Annotated in this window: 23 protein-coding genes and 1 tRNA gene; 13 read left to right on the forward strand and 11 right to left on the reverse strand. The window is 71.0% G+C overall.

All coding sequences use genetic code 11. The features are described 5' to 3' along the window. Positions 1-38: 38 nt before the first annotated feature. Both E9232_RS20860 and E9232_RS20865 read right to left on the reverse strand, forming a co-directional pair. Positions 39-920 (reverse strand): ricin-type beta-trefoil lectin domain protein, encoded by an 882-nt coding sequence (locus tag E9232_RS20860; RefSeq protein WP_309797089.1) that lies wholly within the window; start codon positions 918-920, stop codon positions 39-41. A gap of 133 nt (positions 921-1053) precedes the next feature. Beyond that, a complete protein-coding gene (locus E9232_RS20865; protein WP_309797091.1) occupies positions 1054-1551 on the reverse strand; it encodes an anthrone oxygenase family protein in 498 nt (165 codons plus the stop codon). Between the two features lie 254 nt (positions 1552-1805). Here E9232_RS20865 and E9232_RS20870 point away from each other — a divergent pair, with 254 nt between their 5' ends. Beyond that, entirely contained in the window at positions 1806-2453 is a 648-nt protein-coding gene (locus E9232_RS20870; RefSeq protein WP_309797092.1) for a TetR/AcrR family transcriptional regulator, read from the forward strand. On the opposite strand, the gene E9232_RS20875 is transcribed toward E9232_RS20870, so the two are convergent. Continuing rightward, a complete protein-coding gene (locus E9232_RS20875; protein WP_309797460.1) occupies positions 2450-2596 on the reverse strand; it encodes a hypothetical protein in 147 nt (48 codons plus the stop codon). The genes E9232_RS20870 and E9232_RS20875 overlap by 4 nt on opposite strands. Between E9232_RS20875 and E9232_RS20880 the strand changes: the two genes are divergently transcribed. Then, complete coding sequence (locus tag E9232_RS20880; protein ID WP_309797094.1) at positions 2561-2767, forward strand: zinc-binding dehydrogenase; 207 nt, start codon at positions 2561-2563, stop codon at positions 2765-2767. The genes E9232_RS20875 and E9232_RS20880 overlap by 36 nt on opposite strands. A gap of 16 nt (positions 2768-2783) precedes the next feature. On the opposite strand, the gene E9232_RS20885 is transcribed toward E9232_RS20880, so the two are convergent. After that, positions 2784-2924: a hypothetical protein gene (locus E9232_RS20885; protein ID WP_309797096.1), complete on the reverse strand. Its 141-nt coding sequence runs from the start codon at positions 2922-2924 to the stop codon at positions 2784-2786. 447 nt (positions 2925-3371) lie between these two features. On the opposite strand from E9232_RS20885, the gene E9232_RS20890 reads away from it, so the two are divergent. The 4 genes from E9232_RS20890 to E9232_RS20905 all read left to right on the forward strand — a co-directional run bounded on the left by E9232_RS20890 (position 3372) and on the right by E9232_RS20905 (position 5652). Continuing rightward, a complete protein-coding gene (locus tag E9232_RS20890; protein WP_309797098.1) occupies positions 3372-3617 on the forward strand; it encodes a hypothetical protein in 246 nt (81 codons plus the stop codon). 8 nt (positions 3618-3625) lie between these two features. After that, complete coding sequence (locus tag E9232_RS20895; protein ID WP_309797100.1) at positions 3626-3943, forward strand: YkgJ family cysteine cluster protein; 318 nt, start codon at positions 3626-3628, stop codon at positions 3941-3943. A gap of 47 nt (positions 3944-3990) precedes the next feature. Next, positions 3991-4467, forward strand: a complete 477-nt coding sequence (locus E9232_RS20900) for a tetratricopeptide repeat protein (protein WP_309797102.1) — start codon at positions 3991-3993, stop codon at positions 4465-4467. 171 nt (positions 4468-4638) lie between these two features. Next, a complete protein-coding gene (locus E9232_RS20905) occupies positions 4639-5652 on the forward strand; it encodes a fatty acid desaturase (protein ID WP_309797104.1) in 1014 nt (337 codons plus the stop codon). A 30-nt stretch (positions 5653-5682) separates the two neighbouring features. Here the strand turns inward: E9232_RS20905 and E9232_RS20910 are convergent. After that, a tRNA-Leu gene (locus E9232_RS20910) sits at positions 5683-5769 on the reverse strand. Between the two features lie 59 nt (positions 5770-5828). Then, positions 5829-6326, reverse strand: a complete 498-nt coding sequence (locus E9232_RS20915; RefSeq protein ID WP_309797106.1) for an Lrp/AsnC family transcriptional regulator — start codon at positions 6324-6326, stop codon at positions 5829-5831. A 112-nt stretch (positions 6327-6438) separates the two neighbouring features. Here E9232_RS20915 and E9232_RS20920 point away from each other — a divergent pair, with 112 nt between their 5' ends. From E9232_RS20920 to E9232_RS20935, 4 genes are all read left to right on the forward strand, one after another. Beyond that, positions 6439-7419, forward strand: a complete 981-nt coding sequence (locus E9232_RS20920; RefSeq protein WP_309797108.1) for a threonine ammonia-lyase — start codon at positions 6439-6441, stop codon at positions 7417-7419. Between the two features lie 98 nt (positions 7420-7517). Beyond that, a complete protein-coding gene (locus E9232_RS20925) occupies positions 7518-8009 on the forward strand; it encodes a disulfide bond formation protein B (RefSeq protein WP_309797110.1) in 492 nt (163 codons plus the stop codon). Then, positions 8006-8557, forward strand: coding sequence for a demethoxyubiquinone hydroxylase family protein (locus tag E9232_RS20930; protein WP_445351990.1), 552 nt, complete (start codon positions 8006-8008; stop codon positions 8555-8557). The genes E9232_RS20925 and E9232_RS20930 overlap by 4 nt, the downstream gene beginning before the upstream one ends. A gap of 17 nt (positions 8558-8574) precedes the next feature. After that, on the forward strand, positions 8575-9036 hold the full coding sequence (locus E9232_RS20935; RefSeq protein ID WP_309797112.1) for a CreA family protein: 462 nt from the start codon (positions 8575-8577) through the stop codon (positions 9034-9036). A 238-nt stretch (positions 9037-9274) separates the two neighbouring features. On the opposite strand, the gene E9232_RS20940 is transcribed toward E9232_RS20935, so the two are convergent. Further along, entirely contained in the window at positions 9275-9838 is a 564-nt protein-coding gene (locus E9232_RS20940; protein ID WP_309797114.1) for an HNH endonuclease, read from the reverse strand. Between the two features lie 147 nt (positions 9839-9985). Further along, entirely contained in the window at positions 9986-10666 is a 681-nt protein-coding gene (locus E9232_RS20945; protein WP_309797116.1) for an alpha/beta hydrolase, read from the reverse strand. Between the two features lie 196 nt (positions 10667-10862). Between E9232_RS20945 and E9232_RS20950 the strand changes: the two genes are divergently transcribed. After that, entirely contained in the window at positions 10863-11099 is a 237-nt protein-coding gene (locus E9232_RS20950) for a hypothetical protein (protein ID WP_309797118.1), read from the forward strand. A 159-nt stretch (positions 11100-11258) separates the two neighbouring features. Then, a complete protein-coding gene (gene gluQRS / locus E9232_RS20955; RefSeq protein WP_309797120.1) occupies positions 11259-12134 on the forward strand; it encodes a tRNA glutamyl-Q(34) synthetase GluQRS in 876 nt (291 codons plus the stop codon). On the opposite strand, the gene clpS is transcribed toward gluQRS, so the two are convergent. The 3 genes from clpS to E9232_RS20970 form a co-directional block, all read right to left on the reverse strand. Beyond that, on the reverse strand, positions 12112-12417 hold the full coding sequence (gene clpS / locus E9232_RS20960) for an ATP-dependent Clp protease adapter ClpS (RefSeq protein ID WP_309797121.1): 306 nt from the start codon (positions 12415-12417) through the stop codon (positions 12112-12114). The genes gluQRS and clpS overlap by 23 nt on opposite strands. A gap of 107 nt (positions 12418-12524) precedes the next feature. Further along, complete coding sequence (locus E9232_RS20965) at positions 12525-12725, reverse strand: SHOCT domain-containing protein (RefSeq protein WP_309797123.1); 201 nt, start codon at positions 12723-12725, stop codon at positions 12525-12527. 13 nt (positions 12726-12738) lie between these two features. Further along, positions 12739-13656: an NUDIX hydrolase gene (locus E9232_RS20970; RefSeq protein WP_309797124.1), complete on the reverse strand. Its 918-nt coding sequence runs from the start codon at positions 13654-13656 to the stop codon at positions 12739-12741. Positions 13657-13847: 191 nt separating this feature from the next. Here E9232_RS20970 and E9232_RS20975 point away from each other — a divergent pair, with 191 nt between their 5' ends. Further along, positions 13848-14933, forward strand: a complete 1086-nt coding sequence (locus E9232_RS20975; protein ID WP_309797126.1) for a hypothetical protein — start codon at positions 13848-13850, stop codon at positions 14931-14933. The last annotated feature ends 8 nt before the right edge of the window (positions 14934-14941 follow it).

Consider the following 14941-nt stretch of genomic DNA (forward strand, 5'->3'; position numbering starts at 1 on the left):
TAAGTTACCAATGGTAATGTCAAGTCCTGGAAGCCGGTTCAGGCCGGGACGGCGTCGTCCGGCGAATCCATGCCGAGGGTGAAGGATTGCTGCGACGAGCCGCTGATCGGCCCCGTCACGATCGGGCCGGCCAGGCCGGGCGGCACCATCAGGGCCTCCTGGTTCGACGCGTTGATCAGCAGCACCGTGCCGTCGCCGTCCGGCTGGATCGCCCATTGCCGGCCGGCGCTGTCCGGCGCCTGCTTCGGGGCCAGCACCACGCTGGTGCCGTAGGGGCCGCTGGGGCCGAGGCCGAGCACCAGCCCGGGGGCCCGCGCGTTCACCAGGCAGCCGTCATCGGTGTACATCCACAGCGTGGCGGCCAGGGCTCGGTCGGCCGTGCCCGACCCCAGGGCGACGGTCGCGGCCGCCCGGGGGCCGGCGATCTCGACGACCAGCGGGGCCCCCCCGAAGCGGAGCTGGAGCCATTGATGGGTGGCCGGGATCCGGGGCTGGACCTGCCACAGCATCTCCTCCGGAATCCGGGGCGGCAGCGCCTCCAGCCAGATCTCCTGGCCGCTCCACAGCTGGTTGCGGGGCACCGTGGTGCAGGCCAGGCCGGTGTCCGGATTGACGATGGCGACCAGGGCGGGATTGTCCGGATCGGCCATGACCGTCCAGGCCTGCCCGGGGTCGGCGCCGGCCGGCTGCCGCGGCGCCAGGCCCAGGGTCCAGCGGCAGGAGGTGGCCTGCGGCCCGGCGGTCAGGACCATGGCGGTGTCGACCGCGCTGACGACGAGGCCGTCGGCCGTCAGCTGCCACAGCTGCCGCTTGTCCGGCAGGACGCCCCATTCCTCATAGAGGATCCGGGTGCCGGAGTTGACGTTGCTCAGCGCCCAGGGCGAGGACACGCCGTTGGCAAAGGTGAGCCACTGGGTCATGGAAACCGCCTCGGGTCGAACATGGCATGGGCCATTGACACCCTAGGTCGCTTCGGCGGCATCCCTTAGATCCAGATCAGCCCTTTCGATGGTGCCAGTTGGCTTGCATTCGATGGATGCCCGGCGGTGGCGGTCAGGCCGAGGCCGCCGGCCAGCGCAGGGCGATGGTGAAGCAGGCCGCCGCCGCCAGGGCCGCCGCGGTGCGCACATGGTTCCAGGCGGTCCAGCTGGTGAGGTACCGGGCCCAGTACGCCGCGGCATCGGCGCTGGCGGGGTCCAGCGCGGCCAGCGCGTCGTTCCGCGGCACGTTGAACACCATGGTCACCAGGAAGGTGCCGACCACATACAGCACGGCACCGGTCAGCATCAGGGTCGGGTGGGGGCCCGCCCAGCCGAACAGCGCACCGGCCGCCAGCAGGGCGCACAGCACCGCCGCGCCGACGAAGACGCCCAGGAACAGCGGGTTGATCACCACGATGTTGATCGACTGCATCGCGGCGATGCCCTGCGGCGCCGGCAGCCGGCCCAGGGCCCCCATCACGAAGGTGGAGAAGGCGTAGAACACGCCGGCGACCAGGCCGCAGCCCAGCGCGGAGCAGACGGTCACGACGGTCAACAGGCGATCACCCATCTCGAGGCTCCATGATGAAGGGGGAGGAGGGGGATGAAGGGGAGAGGAGAGGCGAGGGCGATTCAGCCGGCCCAGATCCCGGTGGCGGCGACGGTCTTGCCGGTGCCGCCGATCACCAGGATCGGTTTCCGCTCTTGCGCGTTGCCATCCGAGGGGGTCATGATCGCCTCCTAATGTGAGGATAGCTCGTGTCTGATAAAGTGATAAATCCTCATATTCGTGAGGTCAAGCGGATTCGGTCGAAAGGAGAGGCGATGCCTGCGCCCGCATTGGACGCGCCGGTCGCGGCAGAGGACCAGGCGACCGCGCTGCGCCGCGCGCCGACCCAGCGCCGCAGCCGCGAGCGGGTGGAGCGGATGCTGGCGGTGGCGACCGAGCTGATCGCGGCCAAGGGCAGCGACGCCATGCGGATGGGCGAGGTGGCGGAGAAGGCGGGGGTGTCGATCGGGTCGCTGTACCAGTACTTCCCGGACAAGGCGGCGATCATCCGCACCCTGGCCGAGCGCTACAACGCGCAAGGCCGGGCCTGCATCGCCGACGGGCTGGCGGATGTGCGCGACGCCGCCGGCCTGCGCGACGCCTTCGGCCGGCTGATCGACATCTATTACGGCCAGTTCCTGGCCGAACCCGTGATGCGCGACATCTGGTCGGGCACCCAGGCCGACAAGGGCCTGCGCGACATCGACCTCGAGGACAGCCGGATCAACGGCGCGGTGCTGGCCAAGATCCTGGCCCGGCTGCGGCCCGGCGCCGACCCGGCGGCGCTGGCCGCCAGCGCGTTCCTGGTGATGCAGCTGGGCGAGGCGACGATGCGCCTCGCCATCTCGGTCGACCGCCGCGAGGGCGATGTTCTGGTCGAGGCCTACAAGCGCATGGCGCTGCGCGAGATTGCGCCGGACTAAAGCGGCTGTGTGGTGGGCTCGGGCTCGGCGCCGGCGGTTGTCTTGCGCTCCTTGCGCGGGCGGATCACGCAGTCGGCGACGCGGTCCAGCTCGTTCAGCGCGGTGGCGTGGCGCTGGCCCCATTCGCACAGGGCCAGCAGCACCGGCTCCAGGCTCACACGGTGCGGGCCGATCTGGCGGAGCTGTTCGGCCTGGCGGCCGATGGCGGCCTGACGGTGGTGCGGGGCGGGCGCTACCCGTTCGCCCAGGCGGCCGCGGCGCATGCGGCGCTGGAAAGCCGGCGGACCACCGGCAAGGTCGTGCTGGTGCCGTGATGCCGAGGTGGCCGCGTCAACCCTTGTTGGGCTTCAGCGTGGGGCCGCCGCGGCCTTCGCGATGGGCGGCGGCGGACGCCTCGAGGTCCTTCGCCGCCTGCAGCGAGACCGCGTACATCTCCTTCTTGCCGCGCTTGGCGTAGCGCTCCGCATCCATGCGGGCCTCTCGCGCCTGGCGGTCGGCCGCCGCTGCCGCATCCTGGGGTTGAACGCGGGGCGGAAGGCGGGCGTCGCCTGCTGACATGTCGATAATCCCTGTCGGTGTGAGCGCGAGCATGGGCGCGCACCATGGCTTTGACCAGTTAAATCGCAGGTTCCGGAAGTGGCGGCCGGTCATCGCCAAATCCCGGATCGCCTGCGAAAAATCAAACCCGGCCCCGCTTCCGAAACGTTCGCGATCCCTTGGAACAGGGAGCCGGCGTCGATTTTTGCAGACGGCGGCAGGGGTTTCGGATTATGCTGGACTTCTCAGATTTTCTTGAGAAAGCGATAAGGCAGCGTTCCGGAATCATGGAAGCGCTAATATAATCATGCCTGTCCCATAGCAGGCAATCGTGGTGGCCAGGCCTCAGCGGGGCTCCTTCGAGAGCCCGGAAATGCAGAGATGTCCAATCGATACGAGATAGGCACGACGGTCTATGTCTGGCGCCGGTCGGTGTCCGGACCATCCGTCGCCGGGGCGTTCACCGTGGTGGCGCACTACCCGAGCGAGACCTCCGGCCGGCTCTACCGGATCCGCAGCGCCACCGGAAACGAGGAGCGGATGGCGCCCGAGCACGAGCTATCGGTGGTGCCGCGTCCACCGGCCGCCGTCACCGCCCGCACGTCCGGCAAGCGGCAAAGCGCCTAGAGTACGGGATGGACGCGACCGTTGCCTTCGAACCCATCGCGGATTTCGACTGCCAGAGCTGCGGCGCCTGTTGCGCGTATTCCCGCGAATGGCCGCGGTTCTGGACCGATGACGACGACGCCATCGACCGCATCCCGGCCCGCCATGTCGACCCGTCGCGGGCGCGGATGCGGTGCGACGGCGAGCGCTGTTCGGCGCTGACCGGCGACATCGGCGTCGCCACCGGCTGTTCGATCTATGCGGTCAGGCCCCAGGTCTGCCGCGACTGCATGCCGGGCGACGACGCCTGCCTGATGGCGCGGGCCGCCCACGGGCTGCCGTCCTAGACCAGGCGCCGGCGCGACGCTTTCCGCCCTCACGTTGTGGAGTGTTCATGACCGACGATCTGAAGGGGCTCAAACGCGCGGCCGAGGCGGGCAACGCCGCGGCGCAGTTCAACCTCGCCATCCTCTGCGACAGCCGCGAGGACGACAACGGCTATGCCGTTCCGGGCGACCGCGCCGAAGCGCTGCGCTGGCTGCTCGAGGCGGCCAGGGGCGGCCTGCCGCGGGCCCAGCTCAAGCTGGCGGAATTCTATGCCGAGGGCCGCAAGGTCTCCGGCGACCTGGTGCGGGCCTGCGTCTGGTTCCTGGTGGCGATGGCGAAGCTGAACGGCGCCGAGCGCGCCCGGGCCGAGATCGGCTATCGCGCGCTGGCCGGCCGCCTGACCGCAGGCCAGATGGTCAAGGCGCGCCGCCTGGCGGAAACCTGGCTGAAGCCGGCCGCCGCATCGCGGAAATCCCGCGCCGCGGATGCCGGGGCCGCCTTGATTCCGCCGAATCCGATATCGCCCCGCCCGCAAAGCGCGTAGAGTCGTTCGCAGCGCTGCACAACGGCGCGACGATCCGCGCGGCGGAACCGGACCGGGGCCTGGCTGCCCCTCCGAAATCAGCGCGGCGCCGGTCAGAGACGGCGAGCACCCCGACCAGACGTATTCAGACGGCACATCGGCGCAGCCCAGGCTTCGCCCTTTGGAGCGATGATGGCCAAATCCGAAAGCGCCGCCCGTGAGCGGGTGGCAATCCGGGCCGCCGTTTCGGCGCATCGGGTGCCCAGTCTCGGCCGCAGCCTATGGCAGGTGGCGAACAGCTTCCTGCCCTTCCTCGGCGTCTGCGCCGTGATGTACTGGACCTATGGCGCCGTGCCCTACTGGGCGACGCTGCTGGCGGCCCTGCTTGCCGGCGGGCTGGTGGTGCGGATCTTCATCATCCAGCATGATTGCGGCCACGGCTCGTTCTTCCGGGCGCGCTGGGCCAACACGCTGATGGGCAGCGTGTGCAGTCTGGTCACCTTCACCCCCTACGCCGCCTGGCGCCGCCAGCATGCCGGCCACCACGCGCATTGGAACAATCTCGACCACCGCGCCAGCGGCGCCGACATCTATTCGTCGTGCCTGACCCTGGCGGAGTACCGGGCCCTGTCGCCCTGGCGCCAGCGCGCCTACCGCGCCGCCCGCCATCCGCTGGTGTCGCAGCTGCTGCTGCCGCCGCTGGTGTTCCTGCTGCTGTACCGCGTGCCGTTCGACACGCCGGCCTCCTGGCACGGCGAACGCCGGGCCGTGTACCTGACCAATCTCGGCCTCGGCGCCGTGTTCCTGCTGCTGGGCCTGACCCTCGGCTTCGGCGCGACCGCGATGGTGCAGCTGCCGATCATCATGACCGCCGCCATCGTCGGGGTCTGGCTGTTCTCGGTGCAGCATCGGTTCGAGGACACGCTGTGGGCGCGGCGCGACGACTGGGATTTCGTCTCGGCCTCGATCGAGGGCAGCTCGTTCCTGAAGCTGCCGCGGGTGCTGCAGTGGTTCACCGGCAACATCGGCTTCCACCACATCCACCATCTCGACCCGCGGATCCCGAACTACCGGCTGGAGGCGTGCCACAACGCCAACCCGATCCTGCAGCGGGCGCCGGTGCTGACGCTGCGCACCAGCCTCGGCGCCGGGTCGCACGCGCTGTGGGACGAGGAGCAGGGCCGGATGGTGCGGTTCCCGGACTGACCGGCCGTATCCACGATGATCTGAGGAAGCTGGTGCGGGCGGTCGGGGTCGAACCGACACTCTGTCACCAGAACTGGATTTTGAGTCCAGCGCGTCTGCCAATTCCGCCACGCCCGCGCGGGGCCGCATCTTAGGCAGCGCCGAAGCGGCGTCAACGAAATTGCGGGCGCCCGCCGTCAATCTCCCGCGGACGGCCCCGCGGTCGGCAGCGTCAGGCCGGTCTTGACCGCGTCGAACACGAAATGGGTGTCGAAGCGCTTGACGTTGGCATCGGTCATGAACAGCCGGTCGAGGATGTCGCGGCAGGCCCGCATGCCGGTGGCGGCCAGGATCACCAGATAGTCCCGGCTGCCGGCCAGCTCGTAGCATTGCTGCACCTCCGGCGCCGCCCGCATGCGCTCGCGGAAGGCGCGGTGCAGGGCAGTCGATTCCTGCTCCAGCGTCACGAACACCGTGGCCAGCACGATGCCGTCGAAGCGGCCGGGGTCCAGCACCGCGACCTGTCGCAGCAGCAGCCCGTCGGCGCGATAGCGGGCGATGCGGCGCTGCACCGCGCTGGGCGACAGGCCGATGGCGTCGCCCAGCGCCTCCAGCGTCTGGCCGCTGTCAGCCTGCAGCTGCGCCAGCAGCCGGTGGTCGAGCCGGTCGAGCGCCGGCGGAGGTTTCGTGCTCATGCAAGAATTTTGCGTCGGCGCGCATGACATGACAACAACCGTCGGGGCGAGGGCGGCTAGACTCCGGCCAGTGCAATCGACGCCAATACAATCGACGGGAAGGGACGCGGCCATGGATGCGCAGCCGGAGACGATGATCACGCCGCAGGAGATCCTGGCGGCCCGCGCCGCGATCGACCCGGTGTTCCTCGATTCGCCGGCGATGCGGCACGGCGCGCTCGACGCCGCGCTGGGCTGCGCCGTCACGCTGAAGGTCGAGAGCCTGAATCCCGTCCGCTCCTTCAAGGGCCGCGGCACCGAGGCGCTGCTGGCGTCGCTCGATCCGCTCCCCGCCTCGGTGGTCGCGACCTCCAGCGGCAATTTCGGCCAGGGGCTGGCTCGGGCCGCGGCCCGGCGGGGCGTGGCGGCGACCATCCTGGCGCCGTCCTGGGCCAATCCGCTGAAGCTCGACGCCATGCGCCGGCTCGGCGCCACGGTGCGGCTGGCCGACCCGGCCGACGGCGCCGGCAAGGATTTGGCCCGCCGCATCGCCGCCGAGACCGGGGCCCTGTTCGTCGAGGATGGCGGCCACCGCATCATCACCGCCGGCGCTGGCGTGATCGGGCAGGAGCTGACCGCCGGCGGCCACGAGGTCGACGACGTCATCGTCCAGATCGGCGACGGCGCGCTGGCCACCGGCATCGGCTCCTGGTTCAAGGCCCAAGGGCGTAGCGCATCGCCGGGGGTGCGCATCATCGGCGTGGTGGCGCGCGGCGCCCCGGCCATGGCCCAGTCCTTCGCCGCCGGCAGGGCCATCGACACGCCCGATGTCGACACCATTGCCGACGGCATGGCGATCGCCCGGCCGGTGTCCTCGGCGGTGGCGCAGCTGCGCGCCTGCGTCGACGAGATCCTGCTGGTCGACGACGACGCCATCGTCGAGGCGGCGCGGCTGCTGCTGCGCACCGCCGGGGTGCTGGCCGAGCCGTCGGGCGCCGCCGGCCTGGCCGCGGTGATGACGCACCGCGCCCGCTTCGCCGGCCGCCGGGTCGCCGCCGTGGTCACCGGCAGCAACCTCGACGCCGCGTTCCAGGCCAAGCTGCTGGTGGCTTAGGAGCGGGCGCAGGCCGAGCGTCCGGGGCATCGCAGCCCTGCCGGGTCGCGACATTTCTTCACTGGGCGGCGCACGGGCGGCACGGCATGATCCGCGCCATGTTGCGCCGACTCGATCTTCTCGCCTGGCTGACGGCCGCTCTCGGCGTCGTCGTGCTGGGCACCGTCCTCGCCTCGCAATATCTCGGCGGGCTGCAGCCCTGCGAGCTGTGCCTGTACCAGCGCTGGCCCTGGGCGGCGGCGATCGCGCTCGGCCTGCTGGCCGCGCTGCTCCGGCCGCTGCGCCGGGGCCTGGTGCTGCTGGCCGGCATCGTCATCCTGCTCGGCGGGGCGCTGGCGGTCTACCACGCCGGGGTCGAATACCAGTGGTGGCCGGGCTTCACCGCCTGCACCTCCGCGATCTCCTTCGGCACCGGCAACGCCGCGTCGCTGCGCGACCAGCTGCTGGCCGCCCCGGTGGTGCGCTGCGACGTGCCGGGCTTCGTCCTGTTCGGGATCTCGATGGCGGGGTACAATGCCATCGTCTCGGTGGTCGCCGGCCTCGTCCTCCTGGCCGCCGCGACCCGCCGCACCAGCGCGAGAGCCGTGTGACCGCTTCCCGCCGCCGCGCCCTGCCGGGCGACCCCTCCGGCCCCGACCGGATCGCCCGCATGATCCGGGTCGACCATGCCGGCGAATACGGCGCCAAGCGGATCTACGAAGGCCAGCTCGCGGTGCTCGGCCGCGGCCCCAAGGGGCCGGTGATCGAGCACATGGCCGAGCAGGAGCGCGAGCATCTCGAGACCTTCGACCGCATGGTGGTGGAGCGCGGCGTGCGCCCGACCCTGCTGCACCCGCTGTGGCATGTCGGCGCCTTCGCCATGGGCGCGGCCACGGCGCTGCTGGGCGAGCGGGCGGCGATGGCCTGCACCGTCGCGGTCGAGGAGGTGATCGACGACCACTACGCCCGCCAGGCCGAGGCGCTGGGCAGCGACGAGCCGGAACTGAAGGCGGTGATCGAGCGTTTTCGCGCCGAGGAGCTGGAGCACCGCGACATCGGGCTGGAGCACGAGGCCGAGCAGGCCCCGGGCTACCGCATCCTGTCCGGTGCCGTGAAGGCGGCGACGCGCACCGCCATCTGGCTCTCGGAGCGGGTATAGAGACAATGCGGATTTCGATGCTTCTGGCGGCCGCCACGGCGGCGCTGCTGGCCTCGGCCGGGGCGCGGGCGGAGGATGTCGGCTGCGTCAACACCGCCTTCAAGCTGATCGGCCCGGACCACAAGGTCTGCGTCGAGGCCTTCACCGACCCCGACATCCCCGGCGTCGCCTGCTATCTCAGCCAGGCCCGCACCGGCGGCGTCTCCGGCTGGCTCGGCCTGGCCGAGGATCCGTCGCGCTTTGCCCTGTCCTGCCGCCAGGTCGGCCCGATCACCCTGCCGGACCGCATCGACCGGCAGAAGGAGGTGTTCGACAGCGCCACCTCGATCCTGTTCAAGGAGACGCAGGTGGTGCGGATGTTCGACCGGCCGCGCAACACGCTGGTGTACCTGTCCTATTCGACCAAGCTGGTCGACGGGTCGCCGATGAACAGTGTCGCCGCCGTGCCGGTGATGCCCTGGACGGAGACCGTCCGATAACGCTACTGGTGCGGCCGTCTGATGGCGGTTTCTGCGCTTCCGGTGCTCACGGACCAACGTCCGCTGCGCGCCGGTTCTCGAAACCACCACCAGCCGACTCACACCAGCGCGTTCTCGAACGATCTCCGGATCGGCACTGTCGTGGTCACGGGACAACACAAGCAGGGCGCCCTGCCCAAGAAACACTCCCCCTCCCCTTGCGGGAGGGGGTAGGGGGAGGGGGCAGCCCGAGCCGGCGTCAGTGCTCCAGCTCGGAATCCCAGTACAGGAAGTCGCGCCAGCTCTGGTGCAGGAAGTTGGGCGGGAAGGCCCGGCCGTTCTCCTGCAGCTCATAGGTGGTCGGCTGCTGCGGCGGGATCAGCGGATGCATGCCGCAGCTGTGCGACAGCTGGTGCCCCTTGCGCAGGTTGCAGGCGGAGCAGGCCGCGACCACGTTGGTCCAGCTGGTGCGCCCGCCGCGGGCGCGCGGCACCACATGGTCGAAGGTCAGCTCTTGCGACGGGAAGCGCTCGCCGCAATACTGGCAGCTGAAGCGGTCGCGCAGGAACACGTTGAACCGCGTGAAGGCCGGTCGCCGCGCCGAGGGGATGTACTCCTTCAGCGAGATCACGCTGGGCAGCCGCATCTCGAAGGACGGGCTGCGCACCACGCGGTCGTATTCGGCGATGATGTTCACCCGATCGAGGAACACCGCCTTGATCGATTCGTACCAGGGCCACAGGGACAGCGGGAAGTAGCTCAGCGGCCGGAAATCGGCGTTGAGGACGAGAGCCGGGCAATTATCGGGTGGGGGAGACACCATCCCACTCCTTCACCGTCACCTCTGGCCGCGGATGGTCCGCGAATGCCCATGGATATACGGTGAAACCCTGTTGACCGCAACATGCTGCGCCGAAAGCGGCGGAAATGTCACGATCTCGTCACTCCGTCATCCCTGGTGGCCAGCGGCCTACCCCGGGCGGCCGGCCGCCTGCGGCAGGTGCCGGACCAGGGTGTCGAGGCCGGCGGCCAGCCCTTCCGGGTCGATGCCATGGCCCAGTCCCGGCCGGGCCAGGGTCTCGACCGCCACCCCGGCGCCCTGCAGCGCCGCGGCCGCCAGCGCCATGGCGCCGAACGGCACCACCGGGTCGTCCTGGCCGTGCACCAGCAGCACCGGCGGGCGCGAGCGGATGTCGCGGGCCAGGGTGGCGGCGCCCAGCAGCGCGCCGGAATAGCCGATCACCGCGGCGCAGGCGGCCGGACGGCGCAGCGCGGTGTACAGCGAGGTCATGGTGCCCTGGCTGAAGCCGACCAGGGCCAGGTCGGCATCGGTCAGGCCGCGTTCGGCCAGTGCCTGGTCGAGGAAGCCGTTCAGGATCGGCAGGGTGGCCTGCAGCCCGGCCTCCATCACCGCCGGCGTCCGGTCGGACAGGCTGAACCACTGCCGGCCGTAGGGCGCCATGTCGCAGGGCTCCGGGCCATCCGGCGACAGGAATTCGGCATCGGGCAGGTGGCGGGCCCAGTGCGGCGCCAGGCCGATCAGGTCCTGGCCGTCGGCGCCGACGCCGTGCAGCAGGACGACCAGGGCCTTGGGCGCGAGGCCGCTGGCGGGGGCGAGGCGGGGGCCCGAGAGGGTGGGGATCTTGGACATGGCGCCATCTCTCCCGGTCGCGGCCCGGCTGTCAACCATCCGCCCGGCCGGGTGGTCCATGTCGAGATCGAGCTGGGCTTCGCGCCGGACGCGCCGGTGGCCGCTGAATTGGTTGGAAGGGAACGGCCACGCCTCTATATTGGAATGCCTTTCCTGGGATTTCCCTGCGATGCCGTTACTGCAGGAGAACAAGTAAATGACGTTCTGGTCTTGGCTAATAAATATTGTGATTAAATCGGCCGCTTATCTTTTTGTCGGCTGCTCATTCAGTATAATATTGCTAGCATATGCGTTATTTCAGGAAAAAGGCAGATATGAATATGTAATGAAGGCAACGCCATATCCAATCTATATTGGAGCTGTAGCGGCGTTGGCCTTCGTTGTCGTTGGGTTGGTCATCTATCTTCTCAAAAATATGCGAATGACTCGCTGATTTGATGGCAGGCGCCATCGTCCGCAAGGAGTCGAGCCTGGCTCATTAGTGAGCTGCCTGGTCGAAAGGCGGCTCGTGCCGATCGCGCCTCGATCTCGGCGCCGCGTGGTGTCGACCCGGGCTTGACGCCGCCGCCCGCCTTCGCCTTTGCTCGGCGCCATGGCCGACGTCACCCGCTTCGCCCCCAGCCCCACCGGGCTCCTGCATCTCGGCCACGCCCATTCGGCGCTGGCCGGCCGGCGCCGGGCGGGCCCGGCGGGGGCAGGGGGCGGTCGCTTCCTGCTGCGCATCGAGGACATCGACCAGGGCCGCTGCCGGCCGGAGTTCGAGGCCGCGATCCTGGAGGATTTGGCCTGGCTCGGCCTCGACTGGGACGGGCCGGTGCGGCGCCAGTCGGAGCATTGGGACGACTACCGGGCCGCGCTGGCCACGCTGGAGGGGCAGGGGCTGGTCTATCCCTGCTTCTGCACCCGGCGCGAGATCCAGGCCGAGATCGCGGCGATGGACGGCGCGCCGCATGGACCGGACGGCCCGCTGTATCCCGGCACCTGCCGCCATCTGTCGCCGCAGCAGCGCGCCGAGCGGCTGGCCGAGGGCCGGCCCTATGCGCTGCGGCTGGACGTCGCCGAGGCCGTCCGGCGCAGCGGCCCCTTGTCCTGGACCGACGAGCTGGCCGGCGAGCAGGCGGCGCGGCCGGAGCTGCTGGGCGATGTGGTGCTGGCGCGCAAGGACACGCCGACCAGCTACCATCTGGCGGTGACGGTGGACGACCAGCTGCAGGGCGTCACCGTGGTGACACGGGGGCAGGACCTGTTCGACGCCACCCATGTCCACCGCCTGCTGCAGGCGCTGCTGGGCTATCGCGTGCCGGTGTGGCGGCACCACGCGCTGCTGACCGACGCGGCCGGCAAGCGCCTGGCCAAGCGCAACGACGCGGTCGCGATCCGCACCTTGCGGGACGAGGGGAAATCCCCCGCCGCAGTGCGGGCGCTGGCGGGGTTTCCGGACGGGGCTACTGCTCCGGCTCGGTCGTGAACAGCAGCGGATAGCCGTTGTTGCGCCCGGCCTCGGTGGCCCGCGTCGCCCGGGTCTCGGCCACGTCCTTGGTGTAGACGGCGACGACGCAGGTCCCGCGGGTGTGTGCGGTATACATCACCTGGTGGGCCTGGCTCTCGCTGACCCGGAACTCCGACTTCAGGACCTTGACGACGAAGTCCCGGGGCGTGAAGTCGTCATTGACCAGGATCACCTTGTGCAGGCGCGGTCGTTCCGTCTTGGTCACGACCTTGGGGGTGGGGCTGATCTTGATGTCACTCATCGGACAGGCAACTCCCGATGACGGCGCGGCGGCAGCGTCAAGCGCCGGCACCTTCTCACGTTCGCCGCCATCCGTCCATTCGCGGCCGGTCTGGTCCGACCGTGCCGCTACTTGTTCAGGATCTTCTCGCGCTGGTCTTCGTACTCGTCCTGGGTGATCGCGCCCTTGCGGTAGGCGTTGTCCAGGTCGATCAGCTCCTGCCCCGTGGTCGCGCCCGCGGTGCCGGGCGGCGGCGTGTGGCTGCTGCCGCCGCAGGCGGCGACGGGAAGGGCCAATCCGAGGGCGAGGGCGAACGGCAGAAGTCGCATGGAAGCTCCGGGGTCAAACGCTAGCGGTTGAACGCCATGAGGGACGGTTTGTTCCGATCCGTGGTGGTGCCGCCGGCAGGTCGGTCGGCTCGTGCAGCCCACGGCACAGCAGGAGATAATCGGGTTCTTCCGGATCGATCAAGCCGCGCCGGATCGCCAGGTCGATGATGACGAGCGCGACGTTGAACTTGAAGTCCTCGGTGTCGCGGATCCGCTCCAGCGCCGCGGCCAGCGGCCAGCGCTCGAACGCCTCGACCTCGCCGTCGGTGTTCTCGGGCGTGAAGTCGGGGGCCAGCGCCAGGTCGTAGACGAACAGCGTGTCGCGCCGCAGCCCCTCGGCCGTGCCCATCATGTAGGTGATGGCGCTGGCCGGGACGGCCTGCCGCGCCAGCGCCGCGGGGATCCCGGCCTCCTCGGCGCATTCCTTGACCACGTTCTCGGCCAGCGACAGGCCGTGGGGCTGGCCGCCGGCGACGATGTTGTCGAGCTTGCCGGGGTCCAGCGCGCGGTCGGCTGACCGCCGGCCGATCCACAGCAGCGGCCCGTCCGGCGACTCGACCACGCCGTTGATGTGGACGCCGAAGGATTTTATGCCCAGCGCCACCGCGGCGCCGCGGTCGACCGTCGCCAGCAGCGGGGCGCCCCATTCGGCCAGGACGGGATAGCGCTCGTCCCGCCGCTTGCGCACCAGCCCGGCTTCGATCAGCCGGTCGGTGACCGCTTCCAGCGCCTCGGCCCGGGCCTCGGGGCTGTCCAGCCGGTCGTCCAGGCGCCAGCCCATGCCCTCGGCCCGCAGCGGGTCGGGCCAGCGGTCCAGCACCGCGGCCACGGGCGGCGCGACCCAGCCGGCGACGGTGTCGCCGATCCGCCAGGGGCGGAGCGGTGCGGGGTCGTGGGCGGTGCAGGCGAGGACTCGGTCGAGCAGGCTCATCCGCTCCGGTCTAGAGCATGTCGGGCGCAGGGGGAACCGCGAACACGAGCGGCCCGGGACACCGCCGGGGCATCGGGGGGTGCAAGCACCGATGGGAAGGCTTAACCTTGAGCCCGACCCCGGTCTCGGTGTTAATGGGCCGGTTCGGGGGTGGAGGAACGCTGGTGCGGCAGGCGCGGATCGGTCGGATCATGACGGCAGGCGGGGCGGCGTTGGTGGCGCTGGTCCTGGCGTGGCCGGCCGCGGCGGCCGTCGACCTCGGCAATCTCTCGGCCGACGACATGCGGGCGCTGCAGCGCATCCTCGAGACCGAACGCACCAATTCGCCGAAGCGGCTGCCCTCGGGCATGGCCGTCACCGTGGTCCAGACCCAGACCTCGCCGCGCGTCTGCCGCATCTTCCGCATCGGCCGCCAGGGCCAGGAAGGCCAGGCGGTGGGCTGCCGCATCGGCGCCCAGCGCTGGGCGTTGAACGCCTCGATCGAGGCGGCCCGGGCCGTGCCGGCCGATGTGGCACCGGCCGACGTGGCGCCAAATGGGCCGGCGGCGCGGCCGAAGGTGGTGGCGCAGTCGCGACCGGTCCCGTCCGAGGATGAGGGCGTGGAGGAGGCGGGGGCCGACAGCACGCCGTCAACGCCACCGCGCCGTGGCGGCGCCGAGACCGGCACGGCGCCGGCCGAGGCCCAGGTGGCGGCGCTGCCGCCGCCGCGGGCGCCGTTCCAGCCGCCGCGGCCGCTCGACCGCCCGCGCAGCGCCGCCGCGCCCGACACGCCGGTGACGGCGCCGACTCAGGCGCCGGTGCCCCGCGCCCGCCCGGGCGCCGCCGGCCAGGCCCCGGTCGCCGCCGTCGCCCCGCAGGCCCCACGGCCGGCGGTGGTCGAGATCGACCCGAATCTGCGGGTGCTGACCACGCCGCCGGTGGCGCCGCGCCCCTTGCCGCGGCCCGGCGCGGCCCAGCCCGCCCCGGCCGTCGCACCGGCGCCGGTTGCGGCCGCCGCCCCGCCGCCGTCCCCCGCGGTCGCCGCGGCGCCGGCGCCGAAGCCGGCGGAATCGTTGATCAGCGTGCCGCCCGCCGCCATCCTCGCGCCGTCGCCGGTCGAGGCGCTGCTGCCGCGCACTGCGGCGCCCGCCCCCTTCGCCGTGCCCGCGCCGCGGGCCCGCCCGATGGTGGCCGCGGCGCAGCCGGCCGCGCCGGCCCTGCCGGTCGTCGTCCCCGGCGCCCGGCCGGTGCCGCGCGGCCTGTCGGATGTGCCGGTGCCCCGCCGCCGGCCCGGCTGAGCCGCCGG

The sequence above is a fragment of the Inquilinus ginsengisoli genome (assembly GCF_031453975.1).
Taxonomy (GTDB): Bacteria; Pseudomonadota; Alphaproteobacteria; order DSM-16000; family Inquilinaceae; genus Inquilinus; species Inquilinus ginsengisoli_A.

What these genes read in the sequence shown, in the direction of transcription:
- E9232_RS20860 (WP_309797089.1), bottom strand. Translation starts at nt 920, where the DNA reads ATGACCCAGTGGCTCACCTTTGCCAACGGCGTGTCCTCGCCCTGGGCG.
- E9232_RS20865 (WP_309797091.1), bottom strand. Translation starts at nt 1,551, where the DNA reads ATGGGTGATCGCCTGTTGACCGTCGTGACCGTCTGCTCCGCGCTGGGC.
- E9232_RS20870 (WP_309797092.1), top strand. Translation starts at nt 1,806, where the DNA reads ATGCCTGCGCCCGCATTGGACGCGCCGGTCGCGGCAGAGGACCAGGCG.
- E9232_RS20885 (WP_309797096.1), bottom strand. Translation starts at nt 2,924, where the DNA reads ATGGATGCGGAGCGCTACGCCAAGCGCGGCAAGAAGGAGATGTACGCG.
- E9232_RS20890 (WP_309797098.1), top strand. Translation starts at nt 3,372, where the DNA reads ATGTCCAATCGATACGAGATAGGCACGACGGTCTATGTCTGGCGCCGG.
- E9232_RS20895 (WP_309797100.1), top strand. Translation starts at nt 3,626, where the DNA reads ATGGACGCGACCGTTGCCTTCGAACCCATCGCGGATTTCGACTGCCAG.
- E9232_RS20900 (WP_309797102.1), top strand. Translation starts at nt 3,991, where the DNA reads ATGACCGACGATCTGAAGGGGCTCAAACGCGCGGCCGAGGCGGGCAAC.
- E9232_RS20905 (WP_309797104.1), top strand. Translation starts at nt 4,639, where the DNA reads ATGGCCAAATCCGAAAGCGCCGCCCGTGAGCGGGTGGCAATCCGGGCC.
- E9232_RS20915 (WP_309797106.1), bottom strand. Translation starts at nt 6,326, where the DNA reads ATGAGCACGAAACCTCCGCCGGCGCTCGACCGGCTCGACCACCGGCTG.
- E9232_RS20920 (WP_309797108.1), top strand. Translation starts at nt 6,439, where the DNA reads ATGGATGCGCAGCCGGAGACGATGATCACGCCGCAGGAGATCCTGGCG.
- E9232_RS20925 (WP_309797110.1), top strand. Translation starts at nt 7,518, where the DNA reads ATGTTGCGCCGACTCGATCTTCTCGCCTGGCTGACGGCCGCTCTCGGC.
- E9232_RS20935 (WP_309797112.1), top strand. Translation starts at nt 8,575, where the DNA reads ATGCTTCTGGCGGCCGCCACGGCGGCGCTGCTGGCCTCGGCCGGGGCG.
- E9232_RS20940 (WP_309797114.1), bottom strand. Translation starts at nt 9,838, where the DNA reads ATGGTGTCTCCCCCACCCGATAATTGCCCGGCTCTCGTCCTCAACGCC.
- E9232_RS20945 (WP_309797116.1), bottom strand. Translation starts at nt 10,666, where the DNA reads ATGTCCAAGATCCCCACCCTCTCGGGCCCCCGCCTCGCCCCCGCCAGC.
- E9232_RS20950 (WP_309797118.1), top strand. Translation starts at nt 10,863, where the DNA reads ATGACGTTCTGGTCTTGGCTAATAAATATTGTGATTAAATCGGCCGCT.
- gluQRS (WP_309797120.1), top strand. Translation starts at nt 11,259, where the DNA reads ATGGCCGACGTCACCCGCTTCGCCCCCAGCCCCACCGGGCTCCTGCAT.
- clpS (WP_309797121.1), bottom strand. Translation starts at nt 12,417, where the DNA reads ATGAGTGACATCAAGATCAGCCCCACCCCCAAGGTCGTGACCAAGACG.
- E9232_RS20965 (WP_309797123.1), bottom strand. Translation starts at nt 12,725, where the DNA reads ATGCGACTTCTGCCGTTCGCCCTCGCCCTCGGATTGGCCCTTCCCGTC.
- E9232_RS20970 (WP_309797124.1), bottom strand. Translation starts at nt 13,656, where the DNA reads ATGAGCCTGCTCGACCGAGTCCTCGCCTGCACCGCCCACGACCCCGCA.
- E9232_RS20975 (WP_309797126.1), top strand. Translation starts at nt 13,848, where the DNA reads ATGACGGCAGGCGGGGCGGCGTTGGTGGCGCTGGTCCTGGCGTGGCCG.